Source organism: Ornithinimicrobium carbonis, assembly GCF_050703245.1.
Classification (GTDB): Bacteria; Actinomycetota; Actinomycetes; order Actinomycetales; family Dermatophilaceae; genus Ornithinicoccus.
Map to the genome: position 1 here is coordinate 2,985,601 of NZ_CP192647.1, position 15,691 is coordinate 3,001,291.

At 68.7% G+C, this 15,691-nt stretch carries 25 protein-coding genes and 1 pseudogene; all 26 read right to left on the reverse strand.

Annotated elements, in window-relative coordinates; genetic code table 11:
* Positions 1–93 precede the first annotated feature (93 nt).
* Positions 94–567 carry a 50S ribosomal protein L15 gene (rplO, locus tag ACQ95T_RS14950; protein ID WP_425944013.1) on the reverse strand — a complete coding sequence of 158 codons (474 nt, stop codon included), beginning with the start codon at positions 565–567 and terminating at the stop codon, positions 94–96.
* Between the two features lie 2 nt (positions 568–569).
* Positions 570–752 (reverse strand): 50S ribosomal protein L30, encoded by a 183-nt coding sequence (gene rpmD, locus ACQ95T_RS14955; RefSeq protein WP_141339071.1) that lies wholly within the window; start codon positions 750–752, stop codon positions 570–572.
* Positions 752–1,435 (reverse strand): 30S ribosomal protein S5, encoded by a 684-nt coding sequence (gene rpsE / locus ACQ95T_RS14960; RefSeq protein ID WP_425944015.1) that lies wholly within the window; start codon positions 1,433–1,435, stop codon positions 752–754. The genes rpmD and rpsE overlap by 1 nt, the downstream gene beginning before the upstream one ends.
* Positions 1,436–1,465: 30 nt before the next feature.
* Positions 1,466–1,840, reverse strand: a complete 375-nt coding sequence (gene rplR, locus ACQ95T_RS14965; protein ID WP_425944017.1) for a 50S ribosomal protein L18 — start codon at positions 1,838–1,840, stop codon at positions 1,466–1,468.
* 3 nt (positions 1,841–1,843) lie between these two features.
* On the reverse strand, positions 1,844–2,383 hold the full coding sequence (gene rplF, locus ACQ95T_RS14970) for a 50S ribosomal protein L6 (RefSeq protein WP_425944019.1): 540 nt from the start codon (positions 2,381–2,383) through the stop codon (positions 1,844–1,846).
* Between the two features lie 22 nt (positions 2,384–2,405).
* A complete protein-coding gene (gene rpsH, locus ACQ95T_RS14975) occupies positions 2,406–2,804 on the reverse strand; it encodes a 30S ribosomal protein S8 (RefSeq protein ID WP_425944021.1) in 399 nt (132 codons plus the stop codon).
* A 124-nt stretch (positions 2,805–2,928) separates the two neighbouring features.
* Positions 2,929–3,114, reverse strand: a complete 186-nt coding sequence (locus ACQ95T_RS14980; RefSeq protein ID WP_425944023.1) for a type Z 30S ribosomal protein S14 — start codon at positions 3,112–3,114, stop codon at positions 2,929–2,931.
* A gap of 3 nt (positions 3,115–3,117) precedes the next feature.
* Positions 3,118–3,720, reverse strand: coding sequence for a 50S ribosomal protein L5 (gene rplE, locus ACQ95T_RS14985; protein WP_425944025.1), 603 nt, complete (start codon positions 3,718–3,720; stop codon positions 3,118–3,120).
* A gap of 5 nt (positions 3,721–3,725) precedes the next feature.
* On the reverse strand, positions 3,726–4,073 hold the full coding sequence (rplX, locus tag ACQ95T_RS14990; protein ID WP_425944027.1) for a 50S ribosomal protein L24: 348 nt from the start codon (positions 4,071–4,073) through the stop codon (positions 3,726–3,728).
* Between the two features lie 3 nt (positions 4,074–4,076).
* Positions 4,077–4,443, reverse strand: a pseudogene (rplN, locus tag ACQ95T_RS14995) (50S ribosomal protein L14).
* A 76-nt stretch (positions 4,444–4,519) separates the two neighbouring features.
* The gene (gene rpsQ / locus ACQ95T_RS15000; RefSeq protein ID WP_425944031.1) at positions 4,520–4,864 is read right to left on the reverse strand and encodes a 30S ribosomal protein S17; all 345 of its coding nucleotides are present in this window, start codon (positions 4,862–4,864) and stop codon (positions 4,520–4,522) included.
* A 2-nt stretch (positions 4,865–4,866) separates the two neighbouring features.
* A complete protein-coding gene (rpmC, locus tag ACQ95T_RS15005) occupies positions 4,867–5,124 on the reverse strand; it encodes a 50S ribosomal protein L29 (protein WP_425944033.1) in 258 nt (85 codons plus the stop codon).
* Positions 5,124–5,543, reverse strand: a complete 420-nt coding sequence (gene rplP / locus ACQ95T_RS15010; RefSeq protein ID WP_141339053.1) for a 50S ribosomal protein L16 — start codon at positions 5,541–5,543, stop codon at positions 5,124–5,126. Before rplP ends, rpmC begins: the two co-directional genes overlap by 1 nt.
* Complete coding sequence (gene rpsC / locus ACQ95T_RS15015) at positions 5,543–6,412, reverse strand: 30S ribosomal protein S3 (RefSeq protein WP_425944036.1); 870 nt, start codon at positions 6,410–6,412, stop codon at positions 5,543–5,545. Before rpsC ends, rplP begins: the two co-directional genes overlap by 1 nt.
* The gene (gene rplV, locus ACQ95T_RS15020; protein WP_425944195.1) at positions 6,412–6,780 is read right to left on the reverse strand and encodes a 50S ribosomal protein L22; all 369 of its coding nucleotides are present in this window, start codon (positions 6,778–6,780) and stop codon (positions 6,412–6,414) included. Before rplV ends, rpsC begins: the two co-directional genes overlap by 1 nt.
* 26 nt (positions 6,781–6,806) lie before the next feature.
* Entirely contained in the window at positions 6,807–7,088 is a 282-nt protein-coding gene (gene rpsS / locus ACQ95T_RS15025) for a 30S ribosomal protein S19 (RefSeq protein ID WP_075956900.1), read from the reverse strand.
* A gap of 17 nt (positions 7,089–7,105) precedes the next feature.
* Positions 7,106–7,936 (reverse strand): 50S ribosomal protein L2, encoded by an 831-nt coding sequence (rplB, locus tag ACQ95T_RS15030; RefSeq protein ID WP_425944038.1) that lies wholly within the window; start codon positions 7,934–7,936, stop codon positions 7,106–7,108.
* Positions 7,937–7,972: 36 nt separating this feature from the next.
* Positions 7,973–8,269, reverse strand: coding sequence for a 50S ribosomal protein L23 (rplW, locus tag ACQ95T_RS15035; RefSeq protein ID WP_425944040.1), 297 nt, complete (start codon positions 8,267–8,269; stop codon positions 7,973–7,975).
* Positions 8,266–8,928, reverse strand: coding sequence for a 50S ribosomal protein L4 (gene rplD / locus ACQ95T_RS15040; RefSeq protein WP_425944042.1), 663 nt, complete (start codon positions 8,926–8,928; stop codon positions 8,266–8,268). Before rplD ends, rplW begins: the two co-directional genes overlap by 4 nt.
* 8 nt (positions 8,929–8,936) lie before the next feature.
* Positions 8,937–9,599, reverse strand: coding sequence for a 50S ribosomal protein L3 (gene rplC / locus ACQ95T_RS15045; protein WP_425944044.1), 663 nt, complete (start codon positions 9,597–9,599; stop codon positions 8,937–8,939).
* 8 nt (positions 9,600–9,607) lie between these two features.
* Positions 9,608–9,916: a 30S ribosomal protein S10 gene (gene rpsJ, locus ACQ95T_RS15050; RefSeq protein WP_006946210.1), complete on the reverse strand. Its 309-nt coding sequence runs from the start codon at positions 9,914–9,916 to the stop codon at positions 9,608–9,610.
* A 416-nt stretch (positions 9,917–10,332) separates the two neighbouring features.
* A complete protein-coding gene (locus tag ACQ95T_RS15055; RefSeq protein ID WP_431473049.1) occupies positions 10,333–10,845 on the reverse strand; it encodes a YceI family protein in 513 nt (170 codons plus the stop codon).
* A gap of 167 nt (positions 10,846–11,012) precedes the next feature.
* Positions 11,013–12,209 (reverse strand): elongation factor Tu, encoded by a 1,197-nt coding sequence (tuf, locus tag ACQ95T_RS15060; protein WP_431473050.1) that lies wholly within the window; start codon positions 12,207–12,209, stop codon positions 11,013–11,015.
* A 122-nt stretch (positions 12,210–12,331) separates the two neighbouring features.
* Positions 12,332–14,434: an elongation factor G gene (gene fusA, locus ACQ95T_RS15065; RefSeq protein ID WP_425944050.1), complete on the reverse strand. Its 2,103-nt coding sequence runs from the start codon at positions 14,432–14,434 to the stop codon at positions 12,332–12,334.
* A gap of 110 nt (positions 14,435–14,544) precedes the next feature.
* On the reverse strand, positions 14,545–15,015 hold the full coding sequence (gene rpsG, locus ACQ95T_RS15070) for a 30S ribosomal protein S7 (protein WP_425944052.1): 471 nt from the start codon (positions 15,013–15,015) through the stop codon (positions 14,545–14,547).
* Entirely contained in the window at positions 15,015–15,389 is a 375-nt protein-coding gene (gene rpsL, locus ACQ95T_RS15075) for a 30S ribosomal protein S12 (protein ID WP_097188205.1), read from the reverse strand. The genes rpsG and rpsL overlap by 1 nt, the downstream gene beginning before the upstream one ends.
* Positions 15,390–15,691 lie beyond the last annotated feature (302 nt).

Here is a 15,691-nt window from a genome sequence, read left to right on the forward strand (position 1 = left end):
GCGTCGGGCCCCGGGCCGCTGGAAGCGGCCCGGGGCCCGTCGTGCTGGGGCGGGAGGAGGAGGTCTCCCTCCCTCCCGCCGGGGGTGGGAGGCTCAGGCCTCGGTGACGCTGCCGCCGGCCGCCTCGATCTTCTCCCTGGCGGAGGAGCTGAACTTCGTGGCGGTGACGTCCACCTTCACGCCGATCTCCCCGTCGCCGAGGACCTTGACCGGCTGGTTCTTGCGGACCGCGCCGCGGGCCACGAGCTCCTCGACGGTCACGGTGCCACCCTGCGGGAACAGGGCGGCGATGTCGGCGACGTTGACGACCTGGAAGGTCGTCTTGAACGGGTTCTTGAACCCGCGCAGCTTCGGCAGCCGCATGTGCATCGGGGTCTGTCCACCCTCGAAGGTCGCGGGCACCTGGTAGCGGGCCTTCGTGCCCTTGGTGCCACGCCCTGCGCTCTTGCCCTTGGAGCCCTCACCACGACCCACGCGGGTCTTGGCGGTCCGGGCGCCCGGGGCGGGGCGCAGGTGGTGGACCTTCAGCGCGGATCCACCCTCGGTGGTCTTCGTGCTGTCAGCCATGGTCAGTCAACCTCCTCGACGGTCACCAGGTGGGCGACCGTGCGGACCATTCCCCGGAACTCGGGGCGGTCCTCCTTGATGACGGTGTCACCGATGCGCTTCAGGCCGAGGCTCCGAACCGTCTCCCGGTGCATGTGCTTGGTGCCCACCGTCGACTTCGTCTGGGTCACCTTCAGGCGAGCCATCACGCACCTGCCTTCTGCTCGGCACGCGCGGCGGCACGGGCGCGCAGCATGGCGGCCGGCGCCACGTCCTCGACGGACTTGCCGCGCCGGGCGGCCACGGCCTCCGGCTGCTCCAGACCCTTCAGGGCCGCCACCGTGGCGTGCACGATGTTGATCGAGTTGTCCGAGCCGAGCGACTTGCTCAGCACGTCGTGGATGCCCGCGCACTCCAGGACCGCACGCACCGGGCCACCGGCGATGACACCGGTACCGGGGCTGGCCGGACGGAGCATGACGACACCGGCGGCCGCCTCACCCTGCACCGGGTGCGGGATGGTGCCGGCGATGCGGGGGACGCGGAAGAAGTTCTTCTTCGCCTCCTCCACGCCCTTGGCGATCGCCGCGGGCACCTCCTTGGCCTTGCCGTAGCCGACGCCGACGGATCCGTCGCCGTCACCCACCACGACGAGCGCGGTGAAGCTGAAGCGACGGCCGCCCTTGACGACCTTGGCGACGCGGTTGATGGTGACGACCCGCTCCAGGTACTGGTTGCGGTCGTCCTCACGGCCGCCGGAGCGCCGCGAGTCGCGGTCGCGCCCGGAGCCGCGGTTGTCACGGTTCCCGCCCCGACGGTTGTCGCGGGCGTCACCCGCGGCGGCGGTGTTGGTGTCGCCGGTGCCGCGGCGCTGGAAGTCACCAGCCATGGTTGTTCCTCTTTCCGTACGTCGGGGTGGTCACAGGGACAGGCCGGACTCGCGGGCCCCGTCGGCGATCGCGGCGACGCGACCGGCGTACCGGTTGCCACCACGGTCGAAGACGGCCGACTCGACGCCGGCGGCCTTCGCGCGCTCGGCGAGCAGCTCGCCCACGCGACGGGCCTTGGCGGTCTTGTCGCCCTCCAGCGCACGCAGGTCGGCCTCCATCGTGGAGGCGGAGGCCAGCGTGCGGCCCTCGGTGTCGTCGACCAGCTGGACGAAGACGTGCCGCGAGGAGCGGTTGACCACCAGGCGGGGACGCGCGGCCGTGCCGGTGACCCGCTTGCGCAGGCGCACGTGGCGGCGGTTGCGCGCCGCCATCTTGGTCTTGGAGCGCTTGACGATCTGTGCCATGGCTTACTTACCAGCCTTTCCGACCTTGCGGCGGATGTGCTCACCCTCGTAGCGCACGCCCTTGCCCTTGTACGGGTCCGGCTTGCGCAGCTTGCGGATGTTGGCAGAGACCTCGCCGACCTGCTGCTTGTCGATGCCCGTGACCGAGAACCGGGTGGGGTTCTCGACCGCGAAGGTGATGCCCTCGGGGGCCTTGATGAGGATCGTGTGCGAGTAGCCCAGGGCGAACTCGAGGTCGCTCCCCTTGGCGGTCACGCGGTAACCGGTGCCGTGGATCTCGAGCTTCTTGGTGTAGCCGTTGGTCACACCCTCGACCATGTTGGCCAGGAGGCTGCGGGTCAGGCCGTGACGGGAGCGGGAGTCCCGCTCGTCGTCCGGGCGGGAGACCTCGAGGGCCCCGTCCTCGGCCTTGGCCACGGAGATGGGCTCGACCACGTCGAGCGCCAGCTGCCCCTTGGGGCCCTTGACGGTGACGGTGGACCCGTCGATGTTCACGTCCACACCCGCGGGGATGGGAACGGGGAGTCGTCCGATACGAGACATGTCTTCTTGGCTCCTTCCCTGCTCACCAGACGTAGGCGAGGACTTCCCCACCCACGCCCTTCTGGGCAGCCTGCCGGTCGGTCAGCAGACCGGAGGACGTGGAGATGATCGCCACGCCCAGCCCGCCGAGGACCCGCGGCATGTTGGTGGACTTGGCGTACACGCGCAGGCCCGGCTTGGACACCCGGCGCACGCCGGCGATGGAGCGCTCGCGGTTCGGCCCGTACTTCAGGTCGATGACGAGCGTGCTGCCAACCTCGGCCTCCTGCTCGGACCAGGAGGCGATGTAGCCCTCGGCCTTGAGGATGTCGGCGATGTTGGACTTGAGCTTGGAGTACGGCATGCGGACCTGGTCCTTGTGCGCCGAGTTGGCGTTCCGGATGCGGGTCAGCATGTCCGCGATCGGGTCGGTCATGGTCATGGGGCTTCATGCCCTTTCTCATCGCGGTTTCCCCACGCCCGGGCGGACCGGGCGGGCGACCTGCGATGTTCCAGGTGGTGCGTGATGAGGTTTCGGGTATGCCGTGCGTGCGGGCTGGCTGAGGTCACCAGCTCGACTTGGTCACGCCGGGCAGCTCGCCGGCGTGCGCCATCTCGCGCAGGCAGATCCGGCACAGGCCGAACTTGCGGTAGACCGAGTGGGGACGGCCGCACCGCTGGCAGCGGGTGTAGGCGCGCACCTTGAACTTGGGCTTGCGGTTGGCCTTGTTGACCAGTGCGGTCTTCGCCATGGGTCAGTTCTCCTTGAACGGGAAGCCCAGCCGCTTCAGCAGCGCCCGGCCCTCGTCGTCGGTGGTGGCGGTCGTGACGACCGTGATGTCCATCCCGCGGACGCGGTCGATCCGGTCCTGGTCGATCTCGTGGAACATCGACTGCTCCGTCAGACCGAAGGTGTAGTTGCCGCGGCCGTCGAACTGCCGGGGCGAGAGCCCGCGGAAGTCGCGGATGCGCGGCAGCGCCAGGGACAGCAGCCGGTCCAGGAACTCCCACATGCGGTCGCCCCGCAGGGTGACGTGCGCACCGATGGGCATCCCCTCGCGCAGCTTGAACTGCGCGATGGAGCGGCGGGCCTTGGTCACCGAGGGCTTCTGCCCGGTGATCGTGGCCAGGTCGCGGATGGCGCCCTCGATCAGCTTGCTGTCGCGGGCCGCCTCCCCCACGCCCATGTTGACGGTGATCTTGACCAGGCCGGGAACCTGCATGACGTTGCCGTAGCCGAACTCCTCGACCAGGGCCGGCTTGATCTCGTCGGCGTAGCGCTGCTTCAGGCGCGGCGCGGTGCGGGCCTCCGCGGCCTCGGCCGCGTCGCCCTGGGTCTCGTTGATGGTCTCAGTCATGTCGCTCACAGGTCCTTACCCGAGCGCACCGCAACGCGGCTGCGCACCGTCTTGGTCCGACCGTCCTCCTGCTCGACGGTCTCGACGTGGGTGCGCACACGGGTGGGTCGCTTGTCCTCGGGGTCGACCACCATCACGTTGGACACGTGGACGGCAGCCTCCTGGACCTGGATCCCACCGGTGTTCACACCGCGGTCGCCGCCGGCACGGGTGTGCTTGGTGATGCGGTTCACGCCCTCCACCAGCACCCGGTCGGTGTCGGTGTTGACGGCGATGACGCGGCCCTGCAGGCCCTTGTCCTTGCCCGCGATGACCTGCACGAGGTCGTTCTTCTTGATCTTCATCTTCGCCATGGCTCAGATCACCTCCGGCGCGAGCGAGACGATCTTCATGAACTTCTTGTCACGCAGCTCGCGGCCCACCGGGCCGAAGATGCGGGTGCCCCGAGGGTCACCGTCGGTCTTGAGGATCACCGCTGCGTTCTCGTCGAACTTGATGTAGCTGCCGTCGGGACGACGGCGCTCCTTGCGCGTGCGCACGACGACCGCCTTGACGACGTCGCCCTTCTTGACGTTGCCGCCGGGGATCGCGTCCTTGACGGTGGCCACGATGGTGTCCCCGATGCCGGCGTAGCGGCGGCCGGAGCCACCGAGCACGCGGATGCACAGGATCCTTGGCACCGGTGTTGTCGGCGACACGAAGTCGCGACTCCTGCTGGATCACTGTTCGTTCTCCTAGGTGCCGGCTGGTTCTCGCCCCGGGGGGCCGAGCCTGGCCGAACGTTGTGGACGGGTGTTGCTTACTTGGCCTTCTCGAGGATCTCCACCACGCGCCAGCGCTTGGTCGCGCTGAGCGGGCGGGTCTCCATGATGAGGACGCGGTCGCCGACGCCGGCGGTGTTGCCCTCGTCGTGCGCCTTCACCTTGTGGCTGCGACGCAGGACCTTGCCGTAGAGGGCGTGCTTGACGCGGTCCTCCACGACGACCACGACGGTCTTGTCCATCTTGTCGCTGACCACCAGGCCCTGGCGGGTCTTGCGGTAGTTGCGGTCGCCGCCGTGGCCCAGGGCGCTCGCGTCGGGCTGGTGGGCCTCGACGGTCTGCTCCGGGCTGGCCTCGACCTCGGTCGTGGTGTTCTCGCTCATCCTCAGCCCACCTTCTCGCTGGTCTCGGTCTCGACGGTCTCGCGGCCGATGCCGAGCTCGCGCTCGCGCATCTCGGTGTAGATCCGCGCGATGTCCCTACGGACGGCGCGCAGGCGGCCGTGGTTGTCCAGCTGGCCGGTGGCCGACTGGAAACGCAGGTTGAACAGCTCCTTCTTGGCCTCGGCCAGGGCGTCGGCCAACGGGCCGGCCTCCAGACCGCGCAGCTGCTCGGGGGTCAGGTTCGAGGAACCCAGTGCCATCAGATGTCACCACCCTCACGCGTGACGAAACGGGCCTTCATGGGGAGCTTGTGCATCGCCAGCCGGAGCGCCTCGCGGGCGATCTCCTCCGAGACGCCCGAGAGCTCGAACATGACGCGGCCCGGCTTGACGTTGGCCACCCACCACTCGGGCGAGCCCTTGCCGGAACCCATGCGGGTCTCGGCAGGCTTCTTGGTCAGCGGACGGTCCGGGTAGATGTTGATCCACACCTTCCCACCACGCTTGATGTAACGGGTCATGGCGATACGCGCCGACTCGATCTGCCGGTTGGTGACGTAGGCGGGCTCCAGGGCCTGGATGCCGTAGTCACCGAAGGCGACGGTCGTGCCGCCCTTGGCCATGCCGCTGCGCTTGGGGTGGTGCTGCTTGCGGTGCTTGACTCGACGGGGAATCAACATCAGGACTGCTCTCCCTCGGTGGTAGCAGGGGCGGCCTCCGCCGCAGCAGCGACGGGAACCTCGGTGGAGGCACCCTCGGCGGCCGGAGCGTCCTCGCGGCGCGGGGCGCGGCCGCCTCGACGGTCACCACGGTCCCCGGCTCCGCCGCGCGGGCCGCGCTCGGGGCGGTCGCCCCGGCGACGGTCGCCGCGGGGGCGCTCGGCCGTGGCCTCCTCGCGCGCCAGCTCCTTGGCGGTGAGGTCACCCTTGTAGATCCAGACCTTCACGCCGATGCGGCCGAAGGTCGTCTTGGCCTCGTAGAAGCCGTAGTCGATGTTCGCGCGGAGGGTGTGCAGGGGCACCCGGCCCTCGCGGTAGAACTCCGAGCGAGACATCTCGGCGCCACCGAGGCGGCCCGAGCACTGGATCCGGATGCCCTTGGCACCGGCGCGCAGCGACGACTGCAGGCCCTTGCGCATCGCGCGGCGGAACGTCACGCGGGCAGCCAGCTGCTCGGCAACGCCCTGGGCGACGAGCTGCGCGTCGACCTCGGGGTTCTTGACCTCGAGGATGTTCAGCTGCACCTGCTTGCCGGTGAGCTTCTCCAGCTCGCCACGGATGCGGTCGGCCTCGGCGCCACGGCGACCGATGACGATGCCCGGACGGGCGGTGTGGATGTCCACCCGGACGCGGTCACGGGTGCGCTCGATCTCCACCTTGGAGATGCCGGCGCGGTCCATGCCGGTGGAGAGGAGACGTCGGATGGCGACGTCCTCCTTCACGTAGTCGCGGTAGCGCTGACCCGGCTTGGTCGAGTCGGCGAACCAGCGGCTGCGGTGGTCGGTCGTGATACCCAGGCGGTAGCCGTTCGGGTTGATCTTCTGCCCCATCAGCGGGCACCTCCCTTGGGGGTACGAGGAGCGACGATCACGGTGATGTGGCTCGTACGCTTGTTGATGCGGCTGGCGCGGCCCTGGGCGCGCGGCCGGAACCGCTTCATGGTCGGGCCCTCGTCCACGTAGGCGGAGGAGACCACGAGGGTGGTCTCGTCGAAGGCGGTGCCGGTCTGGTCGGCGGCGAACCGGGCGTTGGCCACGGCACTGTTGAGCACCTTGAGCACGGGCTCGCTGGCGCTCTGCGGGGCGAACCGCATGAGGGCGACCGCCTCGGCGATGCTCTTGCCGCGGATCAGGTCCACCACGCGACGCGCCTTCATGGGCGTCACGCGGACGAACCGGGCCTGGGCCCTGGCTTCCATCGTCTGTCCTTCGCTGGTCGTGGTGCTCAACGTCGGCGGCCCTTCTTGTCGTCCTTCTCGTGACCCTTGAACGTGCGGGTCGGAGCGAACTCACCGAGCTTGTGGCCGACCATCGACTCGGTCACGAAGACCGGGACGTGCTTGCGGCCGTCGTGCACGGCCAGGGTGTGGCCGAGCATCTCGGGGGTGATCATCGACCGGCGGGACCAGGTCTTGATGACGTTCTTGGTTCCGGCCTCGTTCTGCGCGTCCACCTTCTTGGTGAGGTGGTCGTCGACGAACGGGCCCTTCTTCAGGCTGCGAGGCATCTGTCGTTACTCCTAGCTCAGCGCTTCTTGCCGCGACGACGCACGATGAGCTTGTCGCTGGGCTTGTTGGGCTTACGGGTCCGACCCTCGGGCTGGCCCCACGGGCTGACCGGGTGGCGACCGCCGGACGTGCGACCCTCACCACCACCGTGCGGGTGGTCCACCGGGTTCATCACGACACCGCGCACGGTGGGACGACGTCCCTTCCACCGCATCCGGCCCGCCTTGCCCCAGTTGATGTTGCTCTGCTCGGCGTTGCCGACCTCGCCGACGGTCGCGCGGCAGCGCGAGTCGACGTTGCGGATCTCGCCGGAGGGCATGCGCAGCTGCGCCATCTTGCCCTCCTTGGCGACCAGCTGGACGCGGGTGCCGGCGGAACGGGCGATCTTGGCGCCGCCACCGGGGCGGAGCTCGATGCAGTGCACGACGGTGCCGACCGGGATGTTGCGCAGCGGCAGGTTGTTGCCGGGCTTGATGTCCGCGGACGGCCCGTTCTCGATCGTGTCGCCCTGGCGCAGCTTGTTCGGCGCGACGATGTAGCGCTTCTCGCCGTCGGTGTAGTGCAGCAGCGCGATGCGGGCGGTGCGGTTGGGGTCGTACTCGATGTGGGCGACCTTGGCGTTCACGCCGTCCTTGTCGGCACGGCGGAAGTCGATCACGCGGTAGGCACGCTTGTGCCCGCCGCCGATGTGGCGGGTGGTGATCCGACCGGAGGCGTTGCGTCCGCCGGTCTTGCTCAGCGGCCGCACCAGGGACTTCTCCGGCGTGGTGCGGGTCACCTCGACGAAGTCCGCCACGCTGGAGCCGCGTCGGCCCGGCGTCGTCGGCTTGTACTTACGGATAGCCATGTGGGTTGCAGTCCTTTAGCTCTAGACCCTCGGCGCTCAGAGCGTGCCGAAGATGTCGATGGTGCCGTCCTTGAGCGTGACGATCGCGCGCTTGACGTCCTTGCGGCGGCCGGTGCCGAACCGCGTGCGGCGCGACTTGCCCGGGCGGTTCAGGGTGTGGACCGAGGAGACCTTGACGCCGAAGATGTTCTCGACGGCCTTCTTGATCTCGGACTTGTTCGCGCGCGGGTCGACCAGGAAGGTGTACTTTCCCTGGTCCAGCAGCGCGTAGGACTTCTCGGAGACGACCGGCGACAGCAGGATGTCGCGCGGGTCCTTCTGCACGGTGCTCACTTCTCCTCCTCGGTGGCCGGTGCGGCCGTGCCGGCGCGGGACACGAAGGCGTCCAGCGCGGCCTGGGTGAAGACCACGTCGTCGGCGCACAGCACGTCGTAGGTGTTGAGCTGGTCGACGAAGAGCACGTGCACGTCGGCGAGGTTGCGCAGGCTCTTCAGCCCGATCTCGTCGGCACGGTCGATGACCACCAGCAGGTTGGGCCGCTCGGTGAGGCCGGACAGTGCCGCCCACGCGGTGCTGGTCGAGGGGGTCTCACCCTCGACGAGCGCGGTCAGCACGTGGATGCGGCCGTGACGGGCCCGGTCGGACAGCGCCCCGCGCAGCGCGGCGGCCTTCATCTTCTTGGGGGTCCGCTGGGCGTAGTTCCGCGGCTGCGGGCCGTGGACGACGCCACCGCCGGCGAACTGCGGCGCACGGACCGAGCCCTGGCGGGCGCGGCCGGTGCCCTTCTGGCGGTAGGGCTTGCGCCCACCGCCGCGGACCTCGCCGCGGGTCTTGGTGGAGTGCGTCCCCTGGCGGGCCGCGGCCAGCTGGGCCACGACGACCTGGTGGATCAGCGGCACGTTGGTCTGCACGTCGAACAGCTCGGCGGGCAGCTCCGTGGTGCCGGCGGAGCCACCGGCCGGTGTGTGAACGGAGACGGTCGGAAGTGCCATGATGATGTTCACGCCCCCTTCGCGGCCGTGCGGACCAGGACGATGCCGCCACGAGGGCCGGGAACGGCACCCTTGATCAGCAGCAGGCCCTTGTCGGCGTCCACGGCGTGGATGGTCAGGTTCGGGGTGGTCTGACGCACGCCGCCCATGCGGCCGGCCATGCGCAGGCCCTTGAAGACCTTGCCCGGGGTGGCGCAGCCACCGATCGAGCCAGGCTTGCGGTGGTTGCGGTGCGCACCGTGGGAGGCGCCCACGCCGTGGAAGCCGTGACGCTTCATGACGCCGGCGAAGCCCTTGCCCTTGGTGGTGCCGGTGACGTCGACCCGCTGACCGTCCTCGAAGGTCTCGACCGTGACCTCCTGGCCGAGCTGGTACTCCCCGGCGTCGGAGGTGCGCAGCTCCACGAGGTGGCGGCGCGGGGTGACCCCGGCCTTCTCGAAGTGGCCGCGCAGCGGCTGGGTGACCTTGCGGGGGTCGATCGTGCCGAAGCCGATCTGGACGGCGTCGTACCCGTCGGTCTGCGCGTCGCGGACCTGGGTCACGACGCAGGGGCCGGCCTTGACGACCGTCACGGGCACCAAGCGGTTCTCGGCGTCCCAGACCTGGGTCATGCCGAGCTTCTCGCCGAGGACACCCTTGACGGCGCGCACGGTGGTAGTGGTAGCAGTCATCGTCACACTCACAGCTTGATCTCGATGTTGACGTCCGCCGGCAGGTCGAGGCGCATCAACGAGTCGACCGCCTTGGGCGTCGGGTCGACGATGTCGATGAGCCGCTTGTGGGTGCGCATCTCGAAGTGCTCGCGGCTGTCCTTGTACTTGTGGGGCGACCGGATGACGCAGAAGACGTTCTTCTCCGTCGGGAGCGGCACCGGGCCGACCACGGTGGCGCCGGCACGGGTCACCGTGTCAACGATCTTGCGCGCCGAGCTGTCGATGACCTCGTGGTCATAAGACTTCAGCCGGATGCGGATCTTCTGTCCCGCCATCGCTTGTCTGACTCTCTCTCGTCGTCCTACAGAACATTCCTGGACCGTCGGTCACCCTGGACCGGACTCCGACCCCCGCGGTCGGGCGTGTCGCGCCTCCTGCGGAGGTGTCCCACGCTCGCTCGCGCTACTTCATCGGGCTGGTGTCCGTCCCGGCGACCGCCGGGGCTTGCGCTGCCGTCGCCCGCGCTCCTTCCGTGTCCCCGGGGCGGCTGCCCCGACCACGACGATCGCGCGTGCCGGACGGCTGGCGACGCACACACGGGTGCGCGTCACGCGTCAAGCAACCTGCCTAGTGTGCCACGAAGCGGTGGCGCACCCCAAATCCGCCCGGTCGGGCCCCCGGGAGGGTGGGTCGTCCGGGTGTCCGCCCGGTCAGCTCTCCTGCTTGATGGCGGAGATCTCGAACTCGAGGCTCACCTTCTCCGACACCAGCACCCCGCCGGTGTCCAGGGGCATGTTCCAGTGCAGCCGAAGTCCCTGCGGTTGAGCCGGCGGGTGGCCTCGAAGCCGGCCCGCAGGTTTCCCATGGGGTCGCGCTGCACCCCGAGCAGGGCGATCGGGATGGCCACCTGCTTGGTGACCTCCTTGATGGTCAGGTCCCCCACGACCATGAAGTTGCCCTCCTCGACCTCGTCGATGGTGGAGGAGACGAACCGGATGTCGGGGTAGCGCTCGGCGTCGAAGAAGTCGATGGAGCGCAGGTGCTCGTCCCGCTGCTCGTTGTTCGTGGTGACGCTCGCCGTGCCCAGCCGCACCTCCACCCGGGAGGCGGAGACGCTCTCGGCGTCGACGTGGATGGTCCCCTCCACGTCGGTGAACGTGCCCCGCACCGTGGTGACCATGGCGTGCCGGGCGGAGAAGCCGATGCGCGTGTGGCCCGGGTCGAAACGCCACACGCCCGCCATCGCTGGGTCGAGGTCGGCCACGGGACTCCTCCTGTTGTCATGGTCGCCCGCGCCCGTGCCGGCGCGGTGGTCCTGTCCTTCCGCAGCGTACCTGCCACCGGCCCGAAAGGCCGGGAGGACACCAGGACATGCAGCAGGCCCCCGCCACCGGGTGGGTGGCGGGGGCCTGCTGGACCGGGAGGGTCAGGTCACTTGAGGATCTTGGTGACCCGGCCGGCGCCGACGGTGCGGCCACCCTCGCGGATGTTGAACATCAGGCCCTCCTCCATGGCGATCGGCTGGATCAGCTCCACGCGCATGTCGGTGTTGTCGCCGGGCATGACCATCTCGGTGCCCTCGGGCAGGTGGCACACGCCGGTCACGTCCGTGGTCCGGAAGTAGAACTGCGGACGGTAGTTGTCGTAGAACGGGGTGTGGCGGCCACCCTCGTCCTTGCTCAGGATGTAGGCCTGGGCCTCGAACTCGGTGTGCGGGGTGATCGAGCCCGGCTTGACGATGACCTGGCCGCGCTCCACCTCCTCGCGCTTGGTGCCACGGAGCAGCAGACCGACGTTCTCGCCCGCCCGACCCTCGTCGAGCAGCTTGCGGAACATCTCGATGCCGGTGACGGTCGTCTTCATCGAGTTCTCCTTGATGCCGACGATCTCCACCTCCTCGTTGACCTTCAGGACGCCGCGCTCGATACGACCGGTGACGACGGTGCCACGACCGGTGATCGTGAACACGTCCTCGACGGGCATCATGAACGGCTTGTCGAGGTCACGCTCCGGCTCGGGGATGTACTCGTCCACCGTGTCCATGAGGTCGGCCACGCTCTGGGCCCACTTCTCGTCGCCCTCGAGGGCCTTGAGCGCGGAGACGCGCACGACCGGGAGGTCGTCGCCGGGGAACTCGTAGGAGGACAGCAGCTCGCGGACCTCCATCTCGACGAGCTCCATGATCTCCTCGTCGTCGACCATGTCGGACTTGTTCAGCGCCACGACGATGTAGGGGACGCCGACCTGGCGGGCCAGGAGGACGTGCTCCTTGGTCTGCGGCATCGGGCCGTCGGTGGCGGCGACCACGAGGAGGATGGCGCCGTCCATCTGGGCCGCACCGGTGATCATGTTCTTCACGTAGTCGGCGTGACCGGGGCAGTCGACGTGCGCGTAGTGGCGCTTCTCGGTCTGGTACTCGATGTGCGCGATCGAGATCGTGATACCGCGCTGACGCTCCTCCGGAGCCTTGTCGATCGAGTCGAACGGCGACGCCTCGTTCAGGGTCGGGTACTTGTCGTGCAGCACCTTGGAGATGGCAGCCGTCAACGTGGTCTTGCCGTGGTCGATGTGACCGATCGTTCCGATGTTGACGTGCGGCTTGCTCCGCTCGAACTTGGCCTTGGCCACTGGGGTCCTCCTGTTGGACGGGTTGTGCTCGTCACCGGCTGGGTGCCGCGACGACGTTCACTGGTTTGCTGGAAAGGTGGTGCGTCGGTCCATCACTCCGCAGGGCGAAGTGACTTGTCAGCTCACTCGCCGCGGACCTTCTTGATGATCTCCTCCGCGACGTTCCGGGGAACCTCGGCGTAGGAGTCGAACTGCATCGTGTAGTTGGCACGACCCTGGGTCTTGGACCGGAGGTCACCAACGTACCCGAACATCTCGGACAGCGGCACGACGGCCCGGACCACCTTGGCGCCGGAGACGTCCTCCATCGCCTGGATGTGCCCGCGGCGCGAGTTCAGGTCGCCGATGACGTCGCCCATGTAGTCCTCGGGCGTGCGCACCTCGACGGCCATGACCGGCTCGAGCAGGACCGGGTCGGCCTTGCGGGCGGCCTCCTTGAAGGCCATCGAGCCGGCGATCTTGAACGCCATCTCCGAGGAGTCGACGTCGTGGTAGGCACCGTCGAGAAGGGTCGCCTTGACCCCCACGACCGGGTAGCCGGCCAGGATGCCCAGCTGCATGGCGTCCTGGATGCCGTGGTCCACCGAGGGGATGTACTCCTTGGGGACCCGGCCACCGGTGACGACGTTCTCGAAGGTGTAGAGCTCGCCCTCGCCGGTCTCCATCGGCTCCAGCGCGATCTGGATCTTGGCGAACTGGCCCGACCCACCCGTCTGCTTCTTGTGGGTGTAGTCGAACTTCTCCACCTTGCGCCGGATGGTCTCGCGGTAGGCGACCTGGGGGGCGCCCACGTTCGCCTCCACCTTGAACTCGCGCTTCATCCGGTCCACGAGGATGTCGAGGTGGAGCTCGCCCATGCCGCCGATGACGGTCTGACCAGTCTCCTCGTCCAGACGGACGGTGAAGGTGGGGTCCTCCTGCGCGAGCTTCTGGATCGCGGTGCCCAGCTTCTCCTGGTCACCCTTGGTCCTGGGCTCGATCGCCACGTGGATGACCGGCTCCGGGAAGGTCATCGACTCCAGGATGATCTGCTGGCCGACGTCGCACAGGGTGTCCCCCGTGGTCGTGTCCTTGAGCCCGATCACGGCGTAGATGTGACCCGCGGAGACCTTCTCGACCGGGTTCTCCTTGTTGGCGTGCATCTGGAACAGCTTGCCCAGACGCTCCTTGCGACCCTTGGTCGCGTTCATCACGGGCGAGCCCGCGGTGATCTCGCCGGAGTAGACCCGGATGTAGGTCAGGGTGCCGAAGAAGGGGTGCGAGGCGATCTTGAACGCCAGGGCCGCGAACGGCTCCTTGGTGTCCGGGCTGCGGGTGATGACCGTCTCCTCGTCACCGGGCTTGTGCCCCTCGGTCGGGGGCAGGTCCACCGGGGAGGGCAGGTAGGCCACGACCGCGTCGAGCAGGGGCTGCACGCCCTTGTTCTTGAACGCCGTCCCGCAGAACACCGGGTTGACCTCGCCGGCCAGGGTCAGCGCACGCACACCGGCCTTGATCTCCTCCTCGGTCAGCTCCTCGCCGCCGAGGTACTTCTCCAGCAGCTGGTCGTCGGACTCGGCGACCCGCTCGAGCAGGATGCTGCGGTACTCGTCCGCCCGCTCCTGCAGGTCGGCCGGGATGTCCCCGGTCTCGTAGGCCTCACCCAGCGGGGTGTCGATGGACCAGGTGAGCGCCTTCATGCTCACCAGGTCGACCATGCCGACGAAGTCGGCCTCGGACCCGATCGGCAGCTGCATGACCAGCGGGGTCGCGCCGAGGCGGTCCACCATGGTCTTGACCGAGAAGTAGAAGTCGGCCCCCATCTTGTCCATCTTGTTGATGAAGCACATGCGGGGGACGCCGTACTTGTCGGCCTGGCGCCAGACGGTCTCGGACTGGGGCTCGACACCCTCCTTGCCGTCGAAAACGGCGACGGCGCCGTCGAGCACGCGCAGGTTGCGCTCCACCTCGACGGTGAAGTCCACGTGGCCGGGCGTGTCGATCAGGTTGATCTGCGTGCCCTTCCAGAAGCTGGTGACGGCGGCGGAGGTGATGGTGATCCCCCGCTCCTTCTCCTGGTCCATCCAGTCGGTCGTCGACGCGCCGTCGTGCGTCTCGCCCATCTTGTGCTTGACACCCGTGTAGAACAGGATGCGCTCGGTGGTCGTCGTCTTGCCGGCATCGATGTGCGCCATGATGCCGATGTTGCGGACCTTCGTCAGGTCCGTCAGGACGTCCTGTGCCACGGTCTCTCTCTCTGCTTGGTGGTGCTCGTCGTCGTGTGCGGCGGGTGCGGGGGGCGAGGGGCGCGCGGCGCCCGGGCGGGCGCGCGCGGCATACCCTCACCCCCGCGCGGTCACCAGCGGTAGTGCGCGAAGGCCTTGTTGGCCTCGGCCATCTTGTGCGTGTCCTCGCGACGCTTCACCGCGGCGCCCAGGCCGTTGCTCGCGTCGAGGATCTCGTTCATCAGGCGCTCGGTCATCGTCTTCTCGCGACGCTGACGGGAGTAGCCGACGAGCCAGCGCAGGGCCAGCGTGGTGCTGCGGCCCGGCTTGACCTCGATCGGCACCTGGTAGGTGGCGCCACCGACGCGACGGGACTTGACCTCCAGGGCCGGCTTGACGTTGTCCAGCGCACGCTTGAGCGTCTGCACCGGGTCGGTGCCGGTCTTGGCCCGGCAGCCCTCGAGGGCGCCGTAGACGATGCGCTCGGCGGTGGACTTCTTGCCGTCCGTGAGGATCTTGTTGACGAGCTGGGTGACCAGCTGGCTGCCGTAGACCGGGTCCTGGATCAGCGGGCGCTTGGGAGCGGGGCCCTTACGAGGCATTACTTCTTCTCCTTCTTCGCGCCGTAGCGGGAGCGGGACTGGTTGCGCCCCTTGACGCCCTGCGTGTCCAGGGACCCGCGGATGATCTTGTAGCGGACACCCGGAAGGTCCTTCACGCGGCCGCCGCGGACGAGCACGATCGAGTGCTCCTGCAGGTTGTGGCCGACGCCCGGAATGTAGGCCGTGACCTCGACGCCGCTGGTCAGGCGCACACGGGCGACCTTGCGCAGGGCGGAGTTCGGCTTCTTGGGGGTGGTGGTGTAGACGCGGGTGCAGACGCCGCGGCGCTGCGGGTTGCCCTTGAGGGCCGGCGAGTCGGACTTCTTCACCTTGTCCGAGCGGCCCTTGCGGACGAGCTGGTTGATCGTGGGCACTGATTCTCCGTCAGTCGTTGGTCTTCCGCGGGTCCCCCGGCTGCTCGCCGCGGGTCGCGCTCCTTGGGTTTCGCCTGTCCGTCCCCCGGGAAGGAGGTCGGACACGCTGCTCTCCCCTGCACTTCCCGTCCGACCCGCCGTGGTGCATGATGTGCCTCACGGGCGGGACCGGGGCGGACTGCCCGGCGAGAGATGGTCGTGGTCGGGCCTGGTCGGGGACCGGGCACCTGCACGCGTGCAGGGCCTGGCCCACACACAGTTCTCCAGAGTACCGGCTGCCGGGGGGCACGGACAAATCACGG

Bases quoted from the DNA above. Each gene is read 5' to 3' on its own strand.
- rplO (WP_425944013.1), bottom strand. From the start codon at position 567: ATGGCTGACAGCACGAAGACCACCGAGGGTGGATCCGCGCTGAAGGTC.
- rpmD (WP_141339071.1), bottom strand. From the start codon at position 752: ATGGCTCGCCTGAAGGTGACCCAGACGAAGTCGACGGTGGGCACCAAG.
- rpsE (WP_425944015.1), bottom strand. From the start codon at position 1,435: ATGGCTGGTGACTTCCAGCGCCGCGGCACCGGCGACACCAACACCGCC.
- rplR (WP_425944017.1), bottom strand. From the start codon at position 1,840: ATGGCACAGATCGTCAAGCGCTCCAAGACCAAGATGGCGGCGCGCAAC.
- rplF (WP_425944019.1), bottom strand. From the start codon at position 2,383: ATGTCTCGTATCGGACGACTCCCCGTTCCCATCCCCGCGGGTGTGGAC.
- rpsH (WP_425944021.1), bottom strand. From the start codon at position 2,804: ATGACCATGACCGACCCGATCGCGGACATGCTGACCCGCATCCGGAAC.
- ACQ95T_RS14980 (WP_425944023.1), bottom strand. From the start codon at position 3,114: ATGGCGAAGACCGCACTGGTCAACAAGGCCAACCGCAAGCCCAAGTTC.
- rplE (WP_425944025.1), bottom strand. From the start codon at position 3,720: ATGACTGAGACCATCAACGAGACCCAGGGCGACGCGGCCGAGGCCGCG.
- rplX (WP_425944027.1), bottom strand. From the start codon at position 4,073: ATGGCGAAGATGAAGATCAAGAAGAACGACCTCGTGCAGGTCATCGCG.
- rpsQ (WP_425944031.1), bottom strand. From the start codon at position 4,864: ATGAGCGAGAACACCACGACCGAGGTCGAGGCCAGCCCGGAGCAGACC.
- rpmC (WP_425944033.1), bottom strand. From the start codon at position 5,124: ATGGCACTGGGTTCCTCGAACCTGACCCCCGAGCAGCTGCGCGGTCTG.
- rplP (WP_141339053.1), bottom strand. From the start codon at position 5,543: ATGTTGATTCCCCGTCGAGTCAAGCACCGCAAGCAGCACCACCCCAAG.
- rpsC (WP_425944036.1), bottom strand. From the start codon at position 6,412: ATGGGGCAGAAGATCAACCCGAACGGCTACCGCCTGGGTATCACGACC.
- rplV (WP_425944195.1), bottom strand. From the start codon at position 6,780: ATGGAAGCCAGGGCCCAGGCCCGGTTCGTCCGCGTGACGCCCATGAAG.
- rpsS (WP_075956900.1), bottom strand. From the start codon at position 7,088: ATGCCTCGCAGCCTGAAGAAGGGCCCGTTCGTCGACGACCACCTCACC.
- rplB (WP_425944038.1), bottom strand. From the start codon at position 7,936: ATGGCTATCCGTAAGTACAAGCCGACGACGCCGGGCCGACGCGGCTCC.
- rplD (WP_425944042.1), bottom strand. From the start codon at position 8,928: ATGGCACTTCCGACCGTCTCCGTTCACACACCGGCCGGTGGCTCCGCC.
- rplC (WP_425944044.1), bottom strand. From the start codon at position 9,599: ATGACTGCTACCACTACCACCGTGCGCGCCGTCAAGGGTGTCCTCGGC.
- rpsJ (WP_006946210.1), bottom strand. From the start codon at position 9,916: ATGGCGGGACAGAAGATCCGCATCCGGCTGAAGTCTTATGACCACGAG.
- rpsG (WP_425944052.1), bottom strand. From the start codon at position 15,015: ATGCCTCGTAAGGGCCCCGCTCCCAAGCGCCCGCTGATCCAGGACCCG.